At 71.7% G+C, this 17,352-nt stretch carries 11 protein-coding genes; 4 read left to right on the top strand and 7 right to left on the bottom strand.

Features of this window, described 5'->3' with window-relative positions; translation table 11 throughout:
• Nucleotides 1-103: 103 nt before the first annotated feature.
• Both ID554_RS30040 and ID554_RS30035 read left to right on the top strand, forming a co-directional pair.
• On the top strand, nt 104-2,479 hold the full coding sequence (locus ID554_RS30040; RefSeq protein WP_117226925.1) for a ribonucleoside-diphosphate reductase subunit alpha: 2,376 nt from the start codon (nt 104-106) through the stop codon (nt 2,477-2,479).
• Entirely contained in the window at nt 2,470-3,522 is a 1,053-nt protein-coding gene (locus ID554_RS30035) for a ribonucleotide-diphosphate reductase subunit beta (protein ID WP_117226926.1), read from the top strand. The genes ID554_RS30040 and ID554_RS30035 overlap by 10 nt, the downstream gene beginning before the upstream one ends.
• Before the next feature lie 533 nt (nt 3,523-4,055).
• On the opposite strand, the gene ID554_RS30030 is transcribed toward ID554_RS30035, so the two are convergent.
• The 4 genes from ID554_RS30030 to ID554_RS30015 form a co-directional block, all read right to left on the bottom strand.
• A complete protein-coding gene (locus ID554_RS30030) occupies nt 4,056-7,856 on the bottom strand; it encodes an endo-1,4-beta-xylanase (RefSeq protein WP_158573687.1) in 3,801 nt (1,266 codons plus the stop codon).
• Nucleotides 7,857-7,860: 4 nt separating this feature from the next.
• Nucleotides 7,861-8,034 carry a hypothetical protein gene (locus ID554_RS30025; protein ID WP_158573688.1) on the bottom strand — a complete coding sequence of 58 codons (174 nt, stop codon included), beginning with the start codon at nt 8,032-8,034 and terminating at the stop codon, nt 7,861-7,863.
• Between the two features lie 176 nt (nt 8,035-8,210).
• Nucleotides 8,211-8,795, bottom strand: coding sequence for a hypothetical protein (locus ID554_RS30020; protein WP_117226928.1), 585 nt, complete (start codon nt 8,793-8,795; stop codon nt 8,211-8,213).
• A gap of 377 nt (nt 8,796-9,172) precedes the next feature.
• Nucleotides 9,173-9,748, bottom strand: a complete 576-nt coding sequence (locus ID554_RS30015) for a hypothetical protein (RefSeq protein WP_147333400.1) — start codon at nt 9,746-9,748, stop codon at nt 9,173-9,175.
• Between the two features lie 343 nt (nt 9,749-10,091).
• Between ID554_RS30015 and ID554_RS30010 the strand changes: the two genes are divergently transcribed.
• Both ID554_RS30010 and ID554_RS30005 read left to right on the top strand, forming a co-directional pair.
• Nucleotides 10,092-12,872, top strand: a complete 2,781-nt coding sequence (locus tag ID554_RS30010; RefSeq protein ID WP_117226930.1) for an AfsR/SARP family transcriptional regulator — start codon at nt 10,092-10,094, stop codon at nt 12,870-12,872.
• A 416-nt stretch (nt 12,873-13,288) separates the two neighbouring features.
• A complete protein-coding gene (locus ID554_RS30005; RefSeq protein WP_117226931.1) occupies nt 13,289-14,293 on the top strand; it encodes a glycoside hydrolase family 11 protein in 1,005 nt (334 codons plus the stop codon).
• Nucleotides 14,294-14,379: 86 nt separating this feature from the next.
• Here ID554_RS30005 and cobF read toward each other — a convergent pair whose 3' ends face one another.
• Genes cobF through cbiE form a run of 3 tightly spaced genes read right to left on the bottom strand, consistent with a single transcriptional unit; the run spans nt 14,380 to nt 17,140 of the window.
• Entirely contained in the window at nt 14,380-15,150 is a 771-nt protein-coding gene (cobF, locus tag ID554_RS30000) for a precorrin-6A synthase (deacetylating) (RefSeq protein ID WP_117227024.1), read from the bottom strand.
• Nucleotides 15,151-15,155: 5 nt separating this feature from the next.
• On the bottom strand, nt 15,156-15,926 hold the full coding sequence (gene cobM, locus ID554_RS29995; protein ID WP_117226932.1) for a precorrin-4 C(11)-methyltransferase: 771 nt from the start codon (nt 15,924-15,926) through the stop codon (nt 15,156-15,158).
• Nucleotides 15,923-17,140: a precorrin-6y C5,15-methyltransferase (decarboxylating) subunit CbiE gene (cbiE, locus tag ID554_RS29990; protein ID WP_117226933.1), complete on the bottom strand. Its 1,218-nt coding sequence runs from the start codon at nt 17,138-17,140 to the stop codon at nt 15,923-15,925. The genes cobM and cbiE overlap by 4 nt, the downstream gene beginning before the upstream one ends.
• Between the last annotated feature and the right edge of the window lie 212 nt (nt 17,141-17,352).

The following is a 17,352-nucleotide window of genomic DNA, read 5'->3' as shown; positions in this document are numbered from 1 at the left end:
ACGCCATGGGCTGGTCAGTCACGGCAGGAGTGCCGTCGGGTGACCGGCGGCGTCCTCCCGCGCGGACCCGACGATCTCGGGGACAGGCGTGAGGAGGGGGAACATGACGGTGACCCAGGAGCAGGCGGGGCCGGAGCAGCGCCGGCACGTCATGCAGGTCCGCAAGCGGAACGGCGACACCGAGCCGGTGGACGTCAACAAGATCGTCAAGGCGGTGGAGCGGTGGGTCGCCGACCTGGACGAGATCGACCCGCTGAGGGTGGCCACCAAGACCATCAGCGGGTTGTACGACGGCGCGACCACCGCCGAGATGGACAAGCTGTCGATCCAGACCGCGGCCGAACTGATCGGTGAGGAGCCGCAGTACTCGAAGCTGGCGGCCCGGCTGCTGGCCGCGTACGTCGACAAGGAGGTCCGTGGGCAGCAGGTTGCCAGCTTCAGTCAGTCCATCCGGTACGCGCACGGACTGGGCCTGATCGGCGACGATACCGCCGCGTTCGTGGCCCGCAACGCGCGCAAGCTGGACGACGCGATCGACCCGGCGGGGGACCTGCGCTTCGAGTACTTCGGTCTGCGGACGGTCGCCGACCGGTACCTGCTGCGGCACCCGCAGACCCGGCTCGTGGTGGAGACGCCGCAGTACTGGCTGTTGCGGGTCGCCTGCGGCCTGTCCCAGACGCCCGGCGAGGCGATCGGCTTCTACCGGCTGATGTCCAGCCTGGCCTACCTGCCGAGTTCGCCGACGCTGTTCAACTCCGGCACCCGGCACACCCAGATGTCCTCGTGCTTCCTGGTCGACTCGCCCCGCGACGAACTCGATTCCATCTACGAGCGCTACCACCAGGTCGCGAAGCTGTCCAAGTTCTCCGGTGGCATCGGGATCTCCTGGTCCCGGGTACGCGGTCGGGGAGCGTTGATCCGGGGCACCAACGGCAGGTCGAACGGCATCGTGCCGTTCCTCAAGACGCTGGACGCCGGGGTGGCCGCGGTCAACCAGGGCGGCCGCCGCAAGGGCGCGGCCTGCGTCTATCTCGAACCGTGGCACCCGGACATCGAGGAGTTCCTCGAACTGCGGGACAACACCGGCGAGGAGTCCCGGCGGACGCACAACCTGAACCTCGCCAACTGGATCCCGGACGAGTTCATGCGGCGGGTCGAGGCGGACGGCGACTGGTCGCTCGTCGACCCGTCGGACGCGCCCGAACTGCCCGACCTGTTCGGCGAGGCGTTCAACGAGGCGTACCGCGCGGCGGAGAAGAAGGCGGTCAAGACCGTCAAGGCCCGCGACCTGTACGGGCGGATGATGCGGACGCTCGCGCAGACCGGCAACGGGTGGATGACGTTCAAGGACGCCTCGAACCGGCTGTCCAACCAGACCGGCGCACCGGGCAACACGATCCATCTGTCGAACCTGTGCACCGAGATCCTGGAGGTCAACGACGATGCCGAGACCGCGGTGTGCAACCTCGGGTCGGTCAACCTGGGCGCGCACGTCACCGCGGACGGCGTCGACTGGGAACGGCTGCGGGCGACGGTGCGTACCGCCGTGGTGTTCCTCGACCGGGTGATCGACATCAACTACTACCCGGCCGAGCAGGCGGCGGCGTCGAACCCGCGCTGGCGTCCGGTCGGGCTCGGGCTGATGGGTCTGCAGGACGCGTTCTTCACGCTGCGCCTGCCGTTCGACTCCCCGGCCGCCCGGGAGTTGTCGACCCGGGTGCAGGAGGAGATCTTCCTGACCGCGTTGGAGACGTCGGCCGGGCTCGCCGAGCGGTTCGGCCCGCATCCCGCGTACGCCGAGACCCGGGCCGCCCGGGGCGAGCTGCACCCGGACCTGTGGGGTGCCGAGGTCGGTCAGGCCGGGCGGTGGGCCGCGCTGCGCGAGACGATCGGCCGGCACGGCCTGCGGAACTCGCTGCTGGTCGCGATCGCACCGACCGCCACCATCGCCTCGATCGCCGGCTGCTACGAGTGCATCGAGCCGCAGGTGTCCAACCTGTTCAAGCGCGAGACGATGTCCGGTGAGTTCCTCCAGATCAACACCTATCTGGTACGCGAGCTGAAGGCGCGCGGGCTGTGGACGGCCCCGGTCCGGGAGCAGATCAAGCGCGCCGAGGGTTCCGTGCAGGGCGTCGCGGAGATTCCTGCGGACGTCCGCGAGCTGTTCCGTACCGCGTGGGAGCTGCCGCAGCGGGCGCTGATCGACCTGGCGGCCGCCCGTGCCCCCTTCATCGACCAGTCGCAGTCGCTGAACCTGTTCCTGAGCGCGCCGACCATCGGCAAGCTCTCCTCGATGTACCTCTATGCCTGGAAGTCCGGGCTGAAGACCACCTACTACCTGCGGTCGCGTCCCGCGACCCGCATCCAGCAGGCCACCGTCGCCGTCACCCCTGGTGTGAAGCCGGTGGTCGCGGTGAGCGACGACGAGGCGCTGGCCTGCTCCCTGGAGAATCCCGAGAGCTGCGAGGCATGCCAGTGACCACCGTTTCCGAATCCAGCACCAGCGCCAGCGCGGGGCAGCGGCAGATGCTGCTCGATCCCGGCATGGATCTGACCCTGCGGCCGATGCGCTATCCGCAGTTCTTCGACCGGTTCAAGGATGCGATCAAGAACACCTGGACCGTCGAGGAGGTCGACCTTCACTCCGACCTCGCAGACCTGGCCAAGCTCTCCCCGGCGGAGCAGCACCTGGTGTCGCGGCTCGTGGCGTTCTTCGCCACCGGCGACACCATTGTCGCCAACAATCTGGTGCTCAACCTCTATCAACACGTCAACTCACCGGAGGGGCGGCTCTATCTCTCTCGGCAGTTGTTCGAGGAGGCGGTGCACGTCCAGTTCTACCTGAACCTGCTGGACACCTACGTCCCGGACGAGAAGGAACGGTTCGAGGCGTTCGCGGCGGTGGAGAACATCCCGTCGATCGCCCGCAAGGCCGAGTTCTGCTTCAGGTGGATCGACTCGATCTTCGAACTGCGCGAGCTGCGGACCCGGGAGGACCGTCGGGCCTTCCTGCTGAACCTGATCTGTTTCGCCGCCTGCATCGAGGGCCTGTTCTTCTACGGCGCCTTCGCGTACGTCTACTTCCTGCGTTCCCGGGGTCTGCTGCACGGCCTCGCCTCGGGCACCAACTGGGTGTTCCGCGACGAGTCCATGCACATGGCCTTCGCGTTCGAGGTGGTCGACACCGTCCGGGCCGAGGAGCCGGACCTGTTCGACGCCGAGATGGAGCAGCAGGTCAAGGACATGCTGGCCGAGGCGGTCGAGTGCGAGGTGCAGTTCGCCGCCGACCTGCTGGAGCAGGGTGTCTCCGGGATGTCGCTGGCCGACATGCGGGAGTACCTCCAGCACGTGGCCGACCGGCGGCTGGCCGTGCTCGGCATCGCGCCGATGTACGGCAGCGGCAACCCGTTCGCCTTCATGGAGTTGCAGGACGTCCAGGAGCTGTCGAACTTCTTCGAGCGGCGGGTGTCCGCCTACCAGGTCGGGGTGACCGGCTCGGTCAGCTTCGACGACGACTTCTGACCGGCTGAGGCGGACTGCTGTCCCGGGTGGCGTGACGCTGCCCGGGACAGCGGCGTCACCACGCCCTGGGCCCGATCCGGTCTCGTGTTCTCGGCGGCGCCCGGCTCCGGGTCACGTCGTCGGCCGCTGTCGAGCTGATCCGTATGCGCTATCGGGCCCCTCGGCGGATCGAGAGGCCGGCAGGTTGCGGGCTGGCAGGCTGGGCAGTGTCGGTGGCGCACGGTTGCTGGCCGGCCGGGCGAACGGCGGGACCGGTCACCACCGGGCCAGGACGTGTTCGGCCGGTCCCAGGTGATCCGTCGCCGCTGTCAGCTCGACAGTGCCCGTACCCGACATGGCGGCCCTCGGGCCGCCAACCCCCCCGCCTGCGCCGAGATTCAACGCGCGCCAGCGAGAAGGCCCAGAGAGTCGAGCGACTGCGGCGGCAAGCCGCTCGCGGTGGGCGGACCGGAACAGGTCGCGCCCGTACCCTGTCGCAATGTCTCTGCTGAGCCGGCCAAGGCCCCGACCTCAGCCGGGGCCGGTGCCGGCTCTCACAGGTTGGCGCAGTACCCGACGCTGACGGTGCTGGCCCCGGGCTTCAGGGTCCGGTTCCAGTCCACACCGCTGATCCGGTAGCTGCCGTCGGCCAGGCGCTCCCGGGTGAAGTTCCACGCGGTGTAGATGTCGCCCTCCAGGTCGACGATCGCGGTCCAGGCCACCGGCTTGTCGCCGTTGTTGGTGGCGGTGATGGTGGCGCAGTAGCCCCCGCCGCTGTCCGAGTTCCACCGGGCCACCCGGGTCAGCGTGACGTCCACGGTCGACCCCTCGACCAACCGGCCCACTCCCCATCGGGCGGTGCTCTGGTAGCCGACGCCCTCCTGCTCAGCCCAGTTGCGGATCGCCGTGCGCGTACCGCCGGAGGCGTCGTTGACCTGGAAGTCCAAGCCGTGGAACGTGTCGAGGCCGCCGTGCTCGAGCAGGCTGATCGCGGCCTCGACGGTGTAGCCGGTCGCGGTCCGCACGGTCGCGCTGCGCAGGCGTCCCGCCTGGAACGCCTCGTCTCCGGTGCCGAACGACACGACATTGTCCGCGTTGATCCGGATCTGGGTGTCTTCGTACCGGTAGGAACCGTTCTTGGCGTTACCGGCGTCGACGTAGATCTCCACCGAGTCCTGGGTCCACGGGTCGGACCCGGATACGTCCACCACCGGGTCGGTGACCTCGGCCAGCACGTAGAGCGTCTGGTCCCGCCACAGCGTGCGGACCTGTGCGACCGCACCGTCGGCGCCGGAGACCTGCTTGGCCGTGGTCACCGTGCTCGCCTGCGCCCAGACCGCGTCCACCGTGCCGTCGACGCCCGGCGCGCTCGACGCCCGGCGCACCTCCAGGTACGACAACTCCTCCACCAGGGTCAGGGTGCCGACCGCGCCCGGGGTGTTCCAGGCCGACGTGGTCCCGTCGTCGGTGACCCGTACGTCGAGGGGGAGCGTGTCCCCCCGGACGGCGTCGGTCAGCGGCAGGTGGGCGACCAGGTGGTAGCCGCCGTCCCGGACCGCTGCCACGGCCGGTACGTCACCGGTGCCGTCCCGCCGGACCCGGTAGGTCTCGCCGTCGAGGACGAACTCGACCCGGTCGTCGACGGAGACCGTGGCGTCGGTGACCGTGACGTACGCGGTGAGGTGGTCCGGTGCCCAGCGCAGCTGGAACCGGGCCGCCTCCTCCACCGGGTGCAACGGGAGCTTGCGCCAGGTCAGGTCCGCAGGCGCGGCGGCGGTGAGCGCCACGTCACCGGCGAAGACGGTGGCGGTCCGCAGCCGGGCGGGCAGCTCACCGTCGGCCGCGCCGTGATAGGCGGGCTTGGCCCGCAGGTCGTCGTCGAACAGCAGCGGCGCGTTCGCCGAACGCCACGAACGGCCGTCGGTGAGACCCCAGACCGTGACGGCCGTCAGCTCCTCGGTGTGCTCCCGGAAGATCCGGAAGGCGTCCCGGTAGTAGTAGCCCTGCTCGATCAGGTTCGCCTGGGTGACCGGGGTGCCGGTGGTGACGTCGAGTTCGGTGACGGCCTGGGTCACTGGCAGGTCGGTGAACGCGTCCAGCGCCGCCTCCAGGCTGCTCACCGGCGTGGCCAGCGAGACGTGGAACTGGTGGCCCACCCCGTCGACCGGTACGCCCCGGGCGAGCAGCCGCTCCACCAGCGCCCGGTAGCGGGCCTGCTTGCCGCTCTGCTCGGTGTTGTAGTCGTTGATGAACAGGGCGACCGGGTCGCTGCCCTCGACCGCGTGGACGTCGTTGAACGCCTCGTGGGCGTACTCGAAGGCGAGGTCGACGTAGCTCTCGCCGAGAATGCGGTACCACTCGCTGCGCCGCAGGCCGTCGGCGTGCTCGCCGCTGTCGCTGACCACCTCGTTGACCACGTCCCACGCGTACAGCGGGTTGGTGGCGGAGCCGAACGGGCCGTACCGTTGCCGTAGTGATTCGGCGACACCGAAGATGTGGGTACGCATCCGGTCGCGCAGCAGCTGCTGGTGTGCCACAGAGGTGGTGAGGGGCTGACCATCCGCGTCCTGGAAGAACCAGGCCGGGGTCTGGCTGTGCCAGACCAGCACATGGCCGTAGACACGCAGCTCGTTGTCCCGGGCGAAGTCCAGCACGGCGAGCGCCTGGTCGTGCGGCCGGAAGGTGCCCTCGTCGTCGTACCAGGCTTCGGGCTTCATGTGGTTCTCGTGGGTGACCTGGTTGAAGTGCCGGGTCAGCAGCTCGGCGGCGGCCCCGACGGTCTCCCGGCCGTCGATCGCCACTCCGACCGGGAAGTCGGTGGTCTCGTGGATGCCGGTGAGGTCCTCGATCACCGGGGGCTGGGGCACCCGTACGACGACGTCGTCGACGAGGAAGTCGCTGGTGTTGCCGGGGACGTCCGCGCCCTGCCAGCGGGTCTCGAAGTAGAGGTACGTGCTGTCCGCCGCCGGCACGGTGAAGCGGGCGGTCACCTGCGTCCACCCGCTGTTGGTGACGGTGGTGAACTGGGCGAGGGTGGCGAAGGTCTGGCTGCCGCCGCTGGTGCTGGCAAGGCTGAGCCAGATCTCGTCGGTCGGCTGACCTTCGGCGAAGCGCAACCAGGCACTGAACTCGAAGGTCACGCCGGGCTCGACCAGCCCGGTCACGTCCCGGCCGAGCCCGGCGCCCTGGTTGACCCGGTCGCTGACCAGCGCCGCGGCCTCCCCGCCGTGCGCGACGTCGGTGAGCGTGACGCGCGGAGCGCCCGGGCCGCCGTCGCGCGGGCCCCAACCGTCCAGCCCGTCCTCGAAGTCGGTGTCGACGATCACCGTGCCCGGTGCCGGTCCGGTCCCGCCGTCCGGCGCGGTGATCAGGACGTCGTCCAGCAGGAACGGGGTGGTCCCCTCCGCCTCGACGTAGAGGGTGGCCGCGCTCAGCCCGGTGGGCAGCGTGTAGTCGCCGCCGATCCGCACCCAGCCGGCCGCGGTGGCGGGCACGCTGTCGCCGATCCAGGTGTACGTGTTGTCACCGCCTGCGGCAGGCGTCGACTCCACGGTGAAGTGCACGCCGGCGGTGCCCTCGGTGCCGGCCGGGAGCTTCACCCAGGCGGTGACCGAGTACCGCGTACCGGGGGTGAACAGGGCGGTCGCGCTGGTCGCCGGGCCCTGCCAGTTCGCCGTACGGCCGGTGACCGAGAGGCTGTTGTCGCTGTCGTGGCCCTCCGGCGCGATGGCGAGGGTCACGTCGCCGCGCGGCCCCCACGGGGCGTACGAGCCGGATTCGAAGTCGGTGGAGAGGACGGTCTCGGCGGCGACGGCCGGGCCGGGTGCGACGGCGACGGCCGCGACGAGTGTGGTGGTGCAGAGGACGGCGAGGAGTCGCGACCGGTGTCGCGACCGGGGGGAGGTCTTCCAGAGGCGCATCGGTGATCCCTTTACGCGATTGTGGCTGGTGGCGGGGTGTGGAGCCGGCGCGTGACAGACGCATCCAAGCGCGTGCATGCTATGTCGAACCGATCGCTGTGACCAGAACTTCCGGAAACTTTCGGGGCGGTGCCCGGCTACCGCCCGGCGGCCACGGCCGCGACCCGCCAGGGGTCGACCACCACCACGACGCCGGGCTCGACCCGGATGGCACCCCGCGTCGGCGAGGACCCGCAGCGCCCGGTTGACGGTGACCCGGGACAGGCCGATCTCCTCACCGAGCCCCTGCTGCGAGCCGGGCAGACTGATCCGGCTGCCCGGTGCGGGCCGACGCTCGGCGATCCAGTCCGCGATCCGGGCGACCGGCTGCGGCGCGGCGCGCCGGACCCGGTCCCGGCGGTCCCGGTTGACCTGCCCGGACAGGTGCCGCAGCACGTGATCACGGAGCGCCGGCACCTCGCAGTGTCGCCGCCTTGTCCACGACACAGGGGCCGGTCGCCGTGGCGAAGCGGACCCGCGCGCCGTGGTGGGTGTCGTAAGCGGCGGCCACCGTGCCCCGCTCCGCGCCGAGCCGCTCGATGCGGTCGGCGTCGAGCATCGAGAACAGCGGCACCGCCGAAAGGTTCTCGGTGGCGGCTCATGGCCGAGGACCCGTACTTCACCACCCCGGGCGTGCACGTCGAATCGCTGCGCGCCTGGCGTCCGGTGGTGGGCCCGGACCGGCCGGGAACGTCGTGACCCACCGCGATGCGACGCCGGGGGAACGGGCCCGCCATCAGCCGGTACGGGTCACAGTCCGGCCGCCGCGTCGTACCGGCGGCGCAGGTCGGCCATTTCCCCGGGTTCGAGCGCCTCCCGCTGTGCCAGATCGGCGTACTTGGCCGGGAACATCTGCCGCAGCCGGTCGATGAAGATGACGTCCTCGGTGGCCTCGACCACCTGGATGCCCGGCGGATTGGTGGACCGGTCCATGATGAGCGGACCGGCCAGCTTGACCGCCCAGTCCCAGGTGCGCTTCTGCTCGGCCACCCCGCAGAGGTGGAAGCCGTAGACCGTCCGGACGTCGGCGAACGTGGTCACCTCGGCCGGTTCGTAGCCGTACACGTGGACCCCGCAGATCACCGCCGGTGGCGTCTCCTGCCCGCCGGCCGCCTGCTGGGGGGTGTGCCCGGCGTGGTTGTGCTGCCCCGGGTCCGCCTGTTCGAGCGTGGTGCGCATCCAGGTCGTTAGCTGTCCGCGCAGGTCCGCCGGTTTCGTGTCCGATTCGGCCGAACGGACCAGCGTCACCGCGGTGGCCGAGACGGTCAGCACGATCACCGCCACCCACACGAAGCGGTTCCGGTACCACCCCGCGAGACTCTCCCGGGAAATCATGACTGCTTCTCACCTCGTCGCCGGTTCTGGTGCGTCGGCAGATCGCATCGGACGCCTCCGGCGTGTCTCGCCGCGAGCACGTCGGCGGAGCGGGGGACACGTACCGGGGGACACGTACGGCGGGGACACCTGCCCGGAAATGTGCCCGTCGTCGTGGTGATGGCCTGGCGATGCGGCGCGCGACCGTCTGCCGATGCGGCGCGCTGCCGGCATAGCGCTGCTCCCGTGCTGGCCGTTCCCAGCGCGTTTGCCTCCGCGCTGCGGCGATACGAGTCATTTCAGCACGCGTGCACCCGGTCCGGCAACATCGACCGCCGCCGAGGTCTGACCGGCGTCGCCGGCCGCGCTCCGGGGCAAGCCCCGACCGCCGCGTACCCCTACCGGCCGCCTGGCCGTCGGTCCGGGTGACCGAAGGCCAGCGCCAGGAACGGCCGGGCCGCCAGGCCGTCCCACCCGCCGGACCCCGTCGCCGGGTGCGGTCCACGGAACAGGTGACCGCCGAGGCCGGACCGCATCGCCAGCAGGTACGCCGCGTGCAGGCTGGCGCCGGTCCGTAGCAGCAGGTCGAGGTGGTCGTCGACGTCCGGCCCGGTCCGCGCGGTGCCCAGGATCCATACCGGTGCCACCACGCACGGCGCGGTGGCCGAGGCGTCCGAGGCCAGTCCGGCCATCGCCTCGGCCGCCGAGAGTCCGGCCGCCGGGACCAGGTCGCCGTCGCGGTACTCGTGGACGCCCGGAGCGGTGTCGCTCACCGCGCGGGCGAACACCAACCAGCGTGCGGTGTGCGCGTCGCCAGGTGCGACCGGCAGCCCGGCGTCCGCACCGGCCTGACAGACGCGCAGCACGTCGGGTCGGGGCAGCGGATCGGTGACGAAACGGCGCACCGGCTGCCGGGTCCGCAGGAGGTGCTCCACCTCCTCCACGCGCGGCCGGAGCGGCAGGGTCTTGCTCATCGTCACCTCCGCAGAGATCGAGACGCGGATCCGCCGGTACCGGCCGGAGCACGGCACCGGCGGTACGTTCCGGTCCGGACCGCCGGCCATCCCGACGCCGGCGGTCCGGACCGGAACGCTCGCCGGTGTGCGGGAGCACCCCGTGGACGCCCCCGCGCACACCGATGGGAAGACCGGTGATTCGGCGGCCGATGGTACGGTTCCCGACGTATCCGCCGCGCACAATTGGCGTACAACTGAGTTGCCCTCGACTCTCGTCGGTCGGCCCGGCCCGCACCGTGCGAGGCGACGCGGTGCGGATGAGGTGCGGTCCAATGGCGCAGGCTGTCGGCTGAGGTGATTGATGCTTCTCCGCTTCGACCTTCTCGGCCCGTTGTCGGTGTCCCGGGACGGGCACCCCGTCGACCTCGGCTCGGTGAAACAACGGCTGCTGCTCGCGTTGCTGCTGACCCGTCCTGGTGAGGCCGTACCCACCGACGATCTGGTCACCGTGCTCTGGGGCGACCAGCCGCCGGCCTCCGCCGGGGCCAACATCCGCACCTACGTGCGCGGGCTGCGGCAGGCGATCGACCGCGACGGCCGGATAGTCACCACCGCCGGTGGCTACCTGCTGCGGGTGGAGCCGGACGAACGCGACCTGGACCATTTCGACGCCGCCGTCGCGCGCGGGCGCACCGCCCTGACCAGCGGTGATCCCGTACAGGCCGAGGCTGAGCTGGCGCAGGCGCTGGCCCTGTGGCGGGGCCCGGCCCTGGCCGGGCTGCCACTGCCCCGGCCGCTGTCGCGATGGGTGGGGCAACTGGCCGAGCGGCGTCTGCTGGCCGAGGAGGACCACGCCGGCACCCAGCTCGCGCTCGGTGCGGCGGCGCAGGTCATCCCCCGACTCCGGGCCCTGCTCGAACGACACCCGCTGCGGCAACGCGCGTGGGCGCACCTGATGACCGGGCTCTACCACAGCGGAGACGTGGCCGGGGCGACGGCGGCTTTCCGGCAGGCCCGGCAGGTGCTCGCCGAGGAGACCGGGATGGATCCGGGGCCCGAGCTGACCCGCCTGCACGACGACATCCTGCACCACCGATTCCCACCGCCTGCCGCACCCGCACCCACCGCCACCCGCACCCGGCCGGCACAGCTACCGCTCACCACGCCGGACTTCGTCGGGCGGCGGGAACACCTCGCCCGCCTCGACGCGGTCGTCGGACACCCGAGTGGCGGCCCGACGTCCGTGGTCGTCACCGTGGTCTGCGGGATGGCCGGTGTCGGCAAGACCACCCTGGCGCTGCACTGGGCGCACCGGGTCGCCGACCGCTTCCCCGACGGGCAGCTCCACGTCAACCTGCGCGGCTACGACGAGTGCGAGGCCGTCTCCCCGGCCGACGCCCTGCTCGGTCTCCTGGAGGCGTTGGACGTACCGCTGGCCCGCATACCCAGCAGCCTGCACGCCCGCACCGGCCTGTATCGGAGCCTGCTCGCCGACCGCGAGATGCTCATCGTGCTCGACAACGCCCGCGACGCCGACCAGGTGCGACCGCTGTTGCCGGGCGCGGGCCGCTGCGCCGTCGTGGTGACCAGCCGGGACCAGCTCAGCACGCTGGTCGCCGCCGAGGGCGCCCGCCTGCTGACCCTCGACGTGCTGACCGACACCGAGTCGACGCACCTGCTGCGCAGCCGGGTCGACGGCAGCCGGCTGGACGCCGAGCCCGCCGCCGTGGCCGAGATGATCGAGACCGCCGGCCGGCTCCCGCTCGCCCTGTCCATCGTGGCGGCCCGGGTGGCCACCCGACCCACGTTCCCGCTGGAGGCGGTCGTCGCCGAGCTGCGGGCACCGGAGAACCGGCTCGCGGTGCTGGCGGACGGCGACGTCCGGCGGGTGTTCTCCTGGTCCTACGAGGCGCTGAGCCCGGACGCGGCCCGCCTGTTCCGCCTGCTCGGCCTGCACCCGGGGCCGGAACTGAGCGGCTCCGCCGCCGCCGCGCTGCTCGGCTGGCCACGTGTCGCGGTCGCCCCGGTCCTCCAGGAACTGACCCGGCTGCACCTGCTGACCGAGCACCGCCCCGACCGGTACGCCTTCCACGACCTGCTGCGCTCGTACGCCGCCGAGCTGGCCCAGGCGGACGAACCGGTCGGCCAGCGGTGGGCGGCGCACCGCCGGCTGTACGACCACTACCTGCACAGCGCCGAACCGGCCGGTCGTCTGGTGCAGCCGCAGTGGCCATCGGTCACCGCGCTACCCGCGCTGCCCGGCAACGTGCACGTGCCGATGGCCGACCAGGACGCCGCGCTGGCCTGGTTCACGGCCGAACGGCACGTGCTGCTGCGCGTGGTCCGGCAGGCCAGCGCGACCGGCTTCGACGCGTACGCGTGGCGGCTGGCCTGGGCGCTGACCACCTTCCTCGCGCCGCGCGGGCTGTGGCAGGACCAACTGGCCGCCCAGCAGGCCGCGCTGGAGTCGGCGGAACGTCTCGATGACCTGGAGGCGCAGGCCACCGCCAACCGGTTGCTCGGCCGGGCCGCCTACCGGCTTGGCGAGCACGACACCGCAGGCGACCGCCTCCAGCGCGCGATCACGCTGTACGACAAGCTCGGCGACCAGGGCGGCCTGGCGCAGACCCTGCACAACTACACCGAGCACTGCTTCGTGCTCGGCCGGCGGGACGAGGCGTTGACGCACGCCCACGAGGCGCTGCGGCTCTACCGGCTCGCCGGCAACCGGGCCGGTGAGGGGCGCGCGCTGAACGCGATCGGGTACATCCACGCCGTGCAGGGCAACCACCGGCAGGCCATCGCGGACTGCACCGAGGCGCTCGCCCAGCAACGGCTGATCGACGACCGCAACGGGCAGGCGGCGACGCTGGACAGCCTGGGTTTCGCCTACCACGGGCTCGGGGAGTACCAGTCGGCGGTGACCTGCTACGAGCAGTCCATCGAGTTGTTCCGCGACTCCGCCGACCGCTACCACCAGGCGGAGACCCTCACCCGGCTCGGCGAGACCCGTGCCGCCATGGACGACCTCGACGGGGCGGCGGCGGCGTGGCGGTTGGCCGCCGCCATCTACGACGACCTGGGTGACCCGGCCGCCGAGGGGGCCCGGCGCCGACTCGCCGAGGTGCAGCGCTCCGGGTAGCCGGTCGTTCGCCCGTCGCTGACCGGAAAGCCTCTGGAATTTCCGCAGACGGAGGCTGGGGCCTCCCCGGTCGGTACCGATAGTTGCGGTGGATACCTTCTGAAGCGAGGCGCTGCTGTCGGCGCTGAACAGGATGAACACTGCTGTAGACGGGTGCGCTGGCTGGCCGAAGATGTCGGAAGTGTTTCCGGAAGTTGTTGACGCCTCCAGGCGACCGGCCAATACTGATGGCCATCGACGCGACTCAATCATCGTCGACCTCACCACCAGTTCCGCCGGTCACCGTGTGGCCGGTGCGCCACCACCACCGAACGCGATACGACGCCGACCGTCGACGGCGGTCGCCCGGGTCGCCGAGACCACGCCGGCGCGTAGCGCACTGCTGGCCTTCGGCCAGCCGTCCCGAGGAGGAAGCAATGTCCGACGGCCTCGTCCCACCGAGACGCCGCAGACCCGGTCGCCTCCGGTCGCTCATCGGCGCGGCCTGCGCCGTGGCACTGATCACGACCGGAACCGTGGCGATCACGACCGGTCCCGCCCACGCCCAGACCGTGACGTCAAACCAGGAGGGGAACCACAGCGGGTTCTTCTTCTCGTTCTGGAAGGACAGCGGCAACGTCTCCATGACGATGGGGAACGGCGGCCAGTACAGCACCCAGTGGAGCAACGTCAACAACTTCGTCGCCGGCAAGGGCTGGAACCCGGGTACGCGGCGCAACGTGAGCTACTCGGGCACCTTCAACCCGAACGGCAACTCGTACCTGACCCTGTACGGCTGGACCCGCAGCCCGCTGGTCGAGTACTACATCGTGGACAGCTGGGGCAGTTGGCGGCCGCCCGGCGCGAACTCCATGGGCACGGTCAACACCGACGGCGGCACGTACGACATCTACCGCACCCAGCGGGTCAACCAGCCCTCCATCGACGGCACCGCGACCTTCTACCAGTACTGGAGCGTCCGGACGTCGAAGCGGGTGGGCGGCACCATCACCACCGGCAACCACTTCGACGCGTGGGCCAGCCGGGGCATGAACCTGGGCAACCACTACTACCAGATCATGGCCACCGAGGGGTACCAGAGCAGCGGCAGCTCCAACATCACGGTGAACAGCGGGGGCAGCACCAACCCGCCGCCCACCAACCCGCCGCCCGGCAGCGGCGGCTGCTCGGTCAGCGTGAGCCGCGCCGACGAGTGGAGCGACCGGTTCAACGTGAACCTCTCGGTCAGCGGCAGCAACAACTGGACGGTCTCCATCCGTACCAACGGCAGCCAGAGCCTGCAGAACAGCTGGAACGCCTCGATCAGCGGCTCCAGCGGCACGCTCACCGCCCGGCCGAACGGCAACGGCAACAACTTCGGCATCACGCTCTACAAGAACGGCAACAACACCACGCCGACCGCGAGTTGCTCCGCGAGTTGACGTGATCGACCGTGACGGGGTGTCGGCTGACCGCCGGCACCCCGTCCGTTTCTCCCGCGACGCGGACAGGAGAGTCGCCCGCCTGGTCACCCCTTGTCGGCCGGGTCCCGGCGGCGCAGCAGGTACGTGTCCATGATCCAGCCCTTGCGGCCGCGAGCCTCCCGGCGGGTGCTCACGATCCGCTCCGCCACCTCCGACAACCGGCCGGCGATGAGGATCTCGTCGGCGGTGCCCAGGTAGGCGCCCCAGAAGATGTCCAGGTCCTCGTCCAGGTAGTGGGTGAAGGAGCAGTTCGCGTCGAGCATCACCACGATGTCGTCGACGTCCCGGGGCAACCGCTCGGCCAGCCGTCGGCCGGTGGTGACCAGGAACGCCCGGCCCACCCGGTTGAGCCCGATGCGGTGCCGCGCGGCCAGCGTCGCCACGCTGCTGACCCCGGGGATCACCGAGTGCTCCAGCGCGACCCGCCCGCGCGCCCGGATCTCCTCCAGCACCGCCAGCGTGCTGTCGTAGAGAGCCGGGTCGCCCCACACCAGGAACGCGCCGCAGCCCCCGTCGGGCAGGTGCTCGGCGACGGCCTCCTCCAGCAGGTCGGCGCGGCGCCGTCGCCACTGGTCCACCGCCGTGACGTACCCGTCGGCCCTCCGGTCCCGGTCCGGGTCGCGTACCTCGACCACCCGGTGCTCCGGCCGGGCGAAACGGGCCAGCAGCTCCTGCCGCAACGCGATCAGGTCGTGCTTCTCCGCGCCCTTGTCCAGCAGGAAGAACACGTCGGTCCGGCGCATCGCCTCGGCCGCGGCCAGGGTGAGCTGGCCCGGGTCGCCCGCACCGACACCGATCACCAGGATCGTGCGCACCGCGCTCACCCCGTCGACCCGGTCGGACGCTTGGCGCTGCGGTCCCGGCCGGGGGAGTAGAGGTAACTGTCTGGAAAGGAGTCGGCGGCCAGCGCGGCACCGACGATGACCACCGCGGTCCGGCGGATCCCGTGCGCCTCCACCTGATCGGCGATGTCGGCCAGGGTGCCGCGCAGCACGATCTCGTCGGGTCGGCTGGCGTTGGCGACCACGGCCACGGGGCAGTCCGCCCCGTAGTGCCCGACCAGTTCCCCGGCGATCTGCCGGGTCCGCGCCACCGCCAGGTGCAGGACCAGGGTGGCGCGGCTGCGCCCCAGCTCGGCCAGGGTCTCCCCGGGCGGCATCGGCGTCGACCGGGCCTGGGTACGGGTGAGGATCACCGTCTGCCCGACGGTCGGCACGGTCAGCTCACGACGCAACGTGGCCGCCGCCGCTGCGTACGACGGCACGCCCGGCACGATCTCGTACGGCACACCGGCCGCGTCCAGCCGACGGGCCTGCTCGGCGACCGCACTGAACACGGCCGGGTCGCCGGAGCAGAGGCGGGCGACGTCGTGGCCGGCGCGGTGCGCCTCGGTCATCGCCGCGACGATCTCGTCCAGTGTCAGCTCGGCGGTGTCGACCAGCCGTGCATCGGGCGGGCAGGTGGCGAGCAGGTCGGCGGGGACCAGGCTGCCGGCGTACAGGCAGACCTGGGCGCGGGACAGGATGCGCTGCCCGCGTACGGTGATCAGGTCGGCGGCACCCGGTCCGGCGCCGATGAAGTGAACCGTCATGGCTTGCTCACCGCCCACTGCACCAGCGCGCGGGCGGGTTCCCACCCGGTGAAACCGCCCAGCGGCGCGGCACGTTCGATCGACAATCGGGTCAGGTCCCCACCGCGCCGGGCCATCTGTTCGGTGAGTTCGCGCTCGCCTTCGAGGGTGACCGCGTGGGCGACGAGCCGCCCGCCGGGGCGCAGCGCGGCCCAGACCGCGTCGAACACCCCCGGTGCGGTCAGCCCGCCGCCGACGAACACCGCGTCGGGTGCGGGCAACGCCACGAGGGCCTGCGGCGCCTTTCCCCGGACCACCCGCAATCGGGGTACGCCGAGGTCCCGGGCGTTGGCGACGATCCGGTCGGCCCGGTCGTCGCGGCTCTCCACCGCCACCGCCGACGTGCTGGGATCGCTGCGCAGCCACTCGACGGCCACGCTGCCGTTGCCGGCGCCGACGTCCCACAGCAGGTCGTCGCAGGTGGGACCGAGCCGGGACAGGGCCAGCGCGCGGGCCTCCCGTTTGGTCAGCGCGCCGTCGTGCGCGAAGGCGTCGTCCGGCAGTCCGGGCACCGTGGGCAGCACCCGGGCGCCGGACACGGCGGCGACCCGCACCGCGACCACGTTCAGCGGATCGCCGGGCGGGGCGGTCCACTTCTCGGCGAGTCCGTCGACCCGGTGCTCGGTGTCGGCGCCGAGCGCGGCCAGGACGGTCAGCTCGCTGTCGCCGTACCCCGCGTCGGTGAGCAGCCGGGCCAGCGCGGCGGGCGTGGCGGCGTCGGTGCTGAGCACCAGCAGCAGCCGGCCCGGGGCGAGGTCACGGCGGACCTCGTCCAGGTCGCGGCCGACCGCGCTGCGCACGGTGACCCGCTCCACCGGCCAGCCCATCCGCGCGCACGCCAACGCGATCGAGGAGGGGTGGCTGACCACGCGGACCCGGTCGGCGCCGAGCAGCCGGACCAGGTGTGTGCCGATGCCGAACCACATCGGGTCGCCGCTGGCGAGCACGCAGATCCGCCGGTCGGCGTGCGTCGCGAGCAGGTCGGGCAGGGCGGGCAGCAGCGGCGTCGGCCAGGCGACCCGCTGCGCCGGCACGCTGTCCGGCAGCAGGTCCAGGTGCCGCTGGCCGCCCAGCACGACCTCTGCCTGCCGCACCGCGTCGCGTCCGCGCTCGCCGAGCCCCGCCCAGCCGTCCGCGCCGACGCCGACCACGGCGACCGGTTCGTCGGGTGTCATGGACCTCACGCGGCGCAACGGTAGTCCAGCACTGCGCGACCCTGCCGCCCCGGGGGTCGGTGTGACATCATCGGCGGCGACGGCTCGGTGGGGAACACCGGTGGGCCGGTCCGAGTGGGGCCGGCGACTCCGGGGCGGTCCCGCCACTGTGACCGGCCACCGGCCCCGCGCCGGCAGCCGGGAGCCAGACACCCGCTGCGTCGTACCGCGTC

Origin of the sequence: Micromonospora craniellae (assembly GCF_014764405.1) — a bacterium.
Lineage (GTDB): Bacteria > Actinomycetota > Actinomycetes > Mycobacteriales > Micromonosporaceae > Micromonospora > Micromonospora craniellae.
The sequence above is the reverse complement of the archived record's forward strand: the minus strand, read 5'-3'. Positions and strand labels throughout refer to the sequence as shown.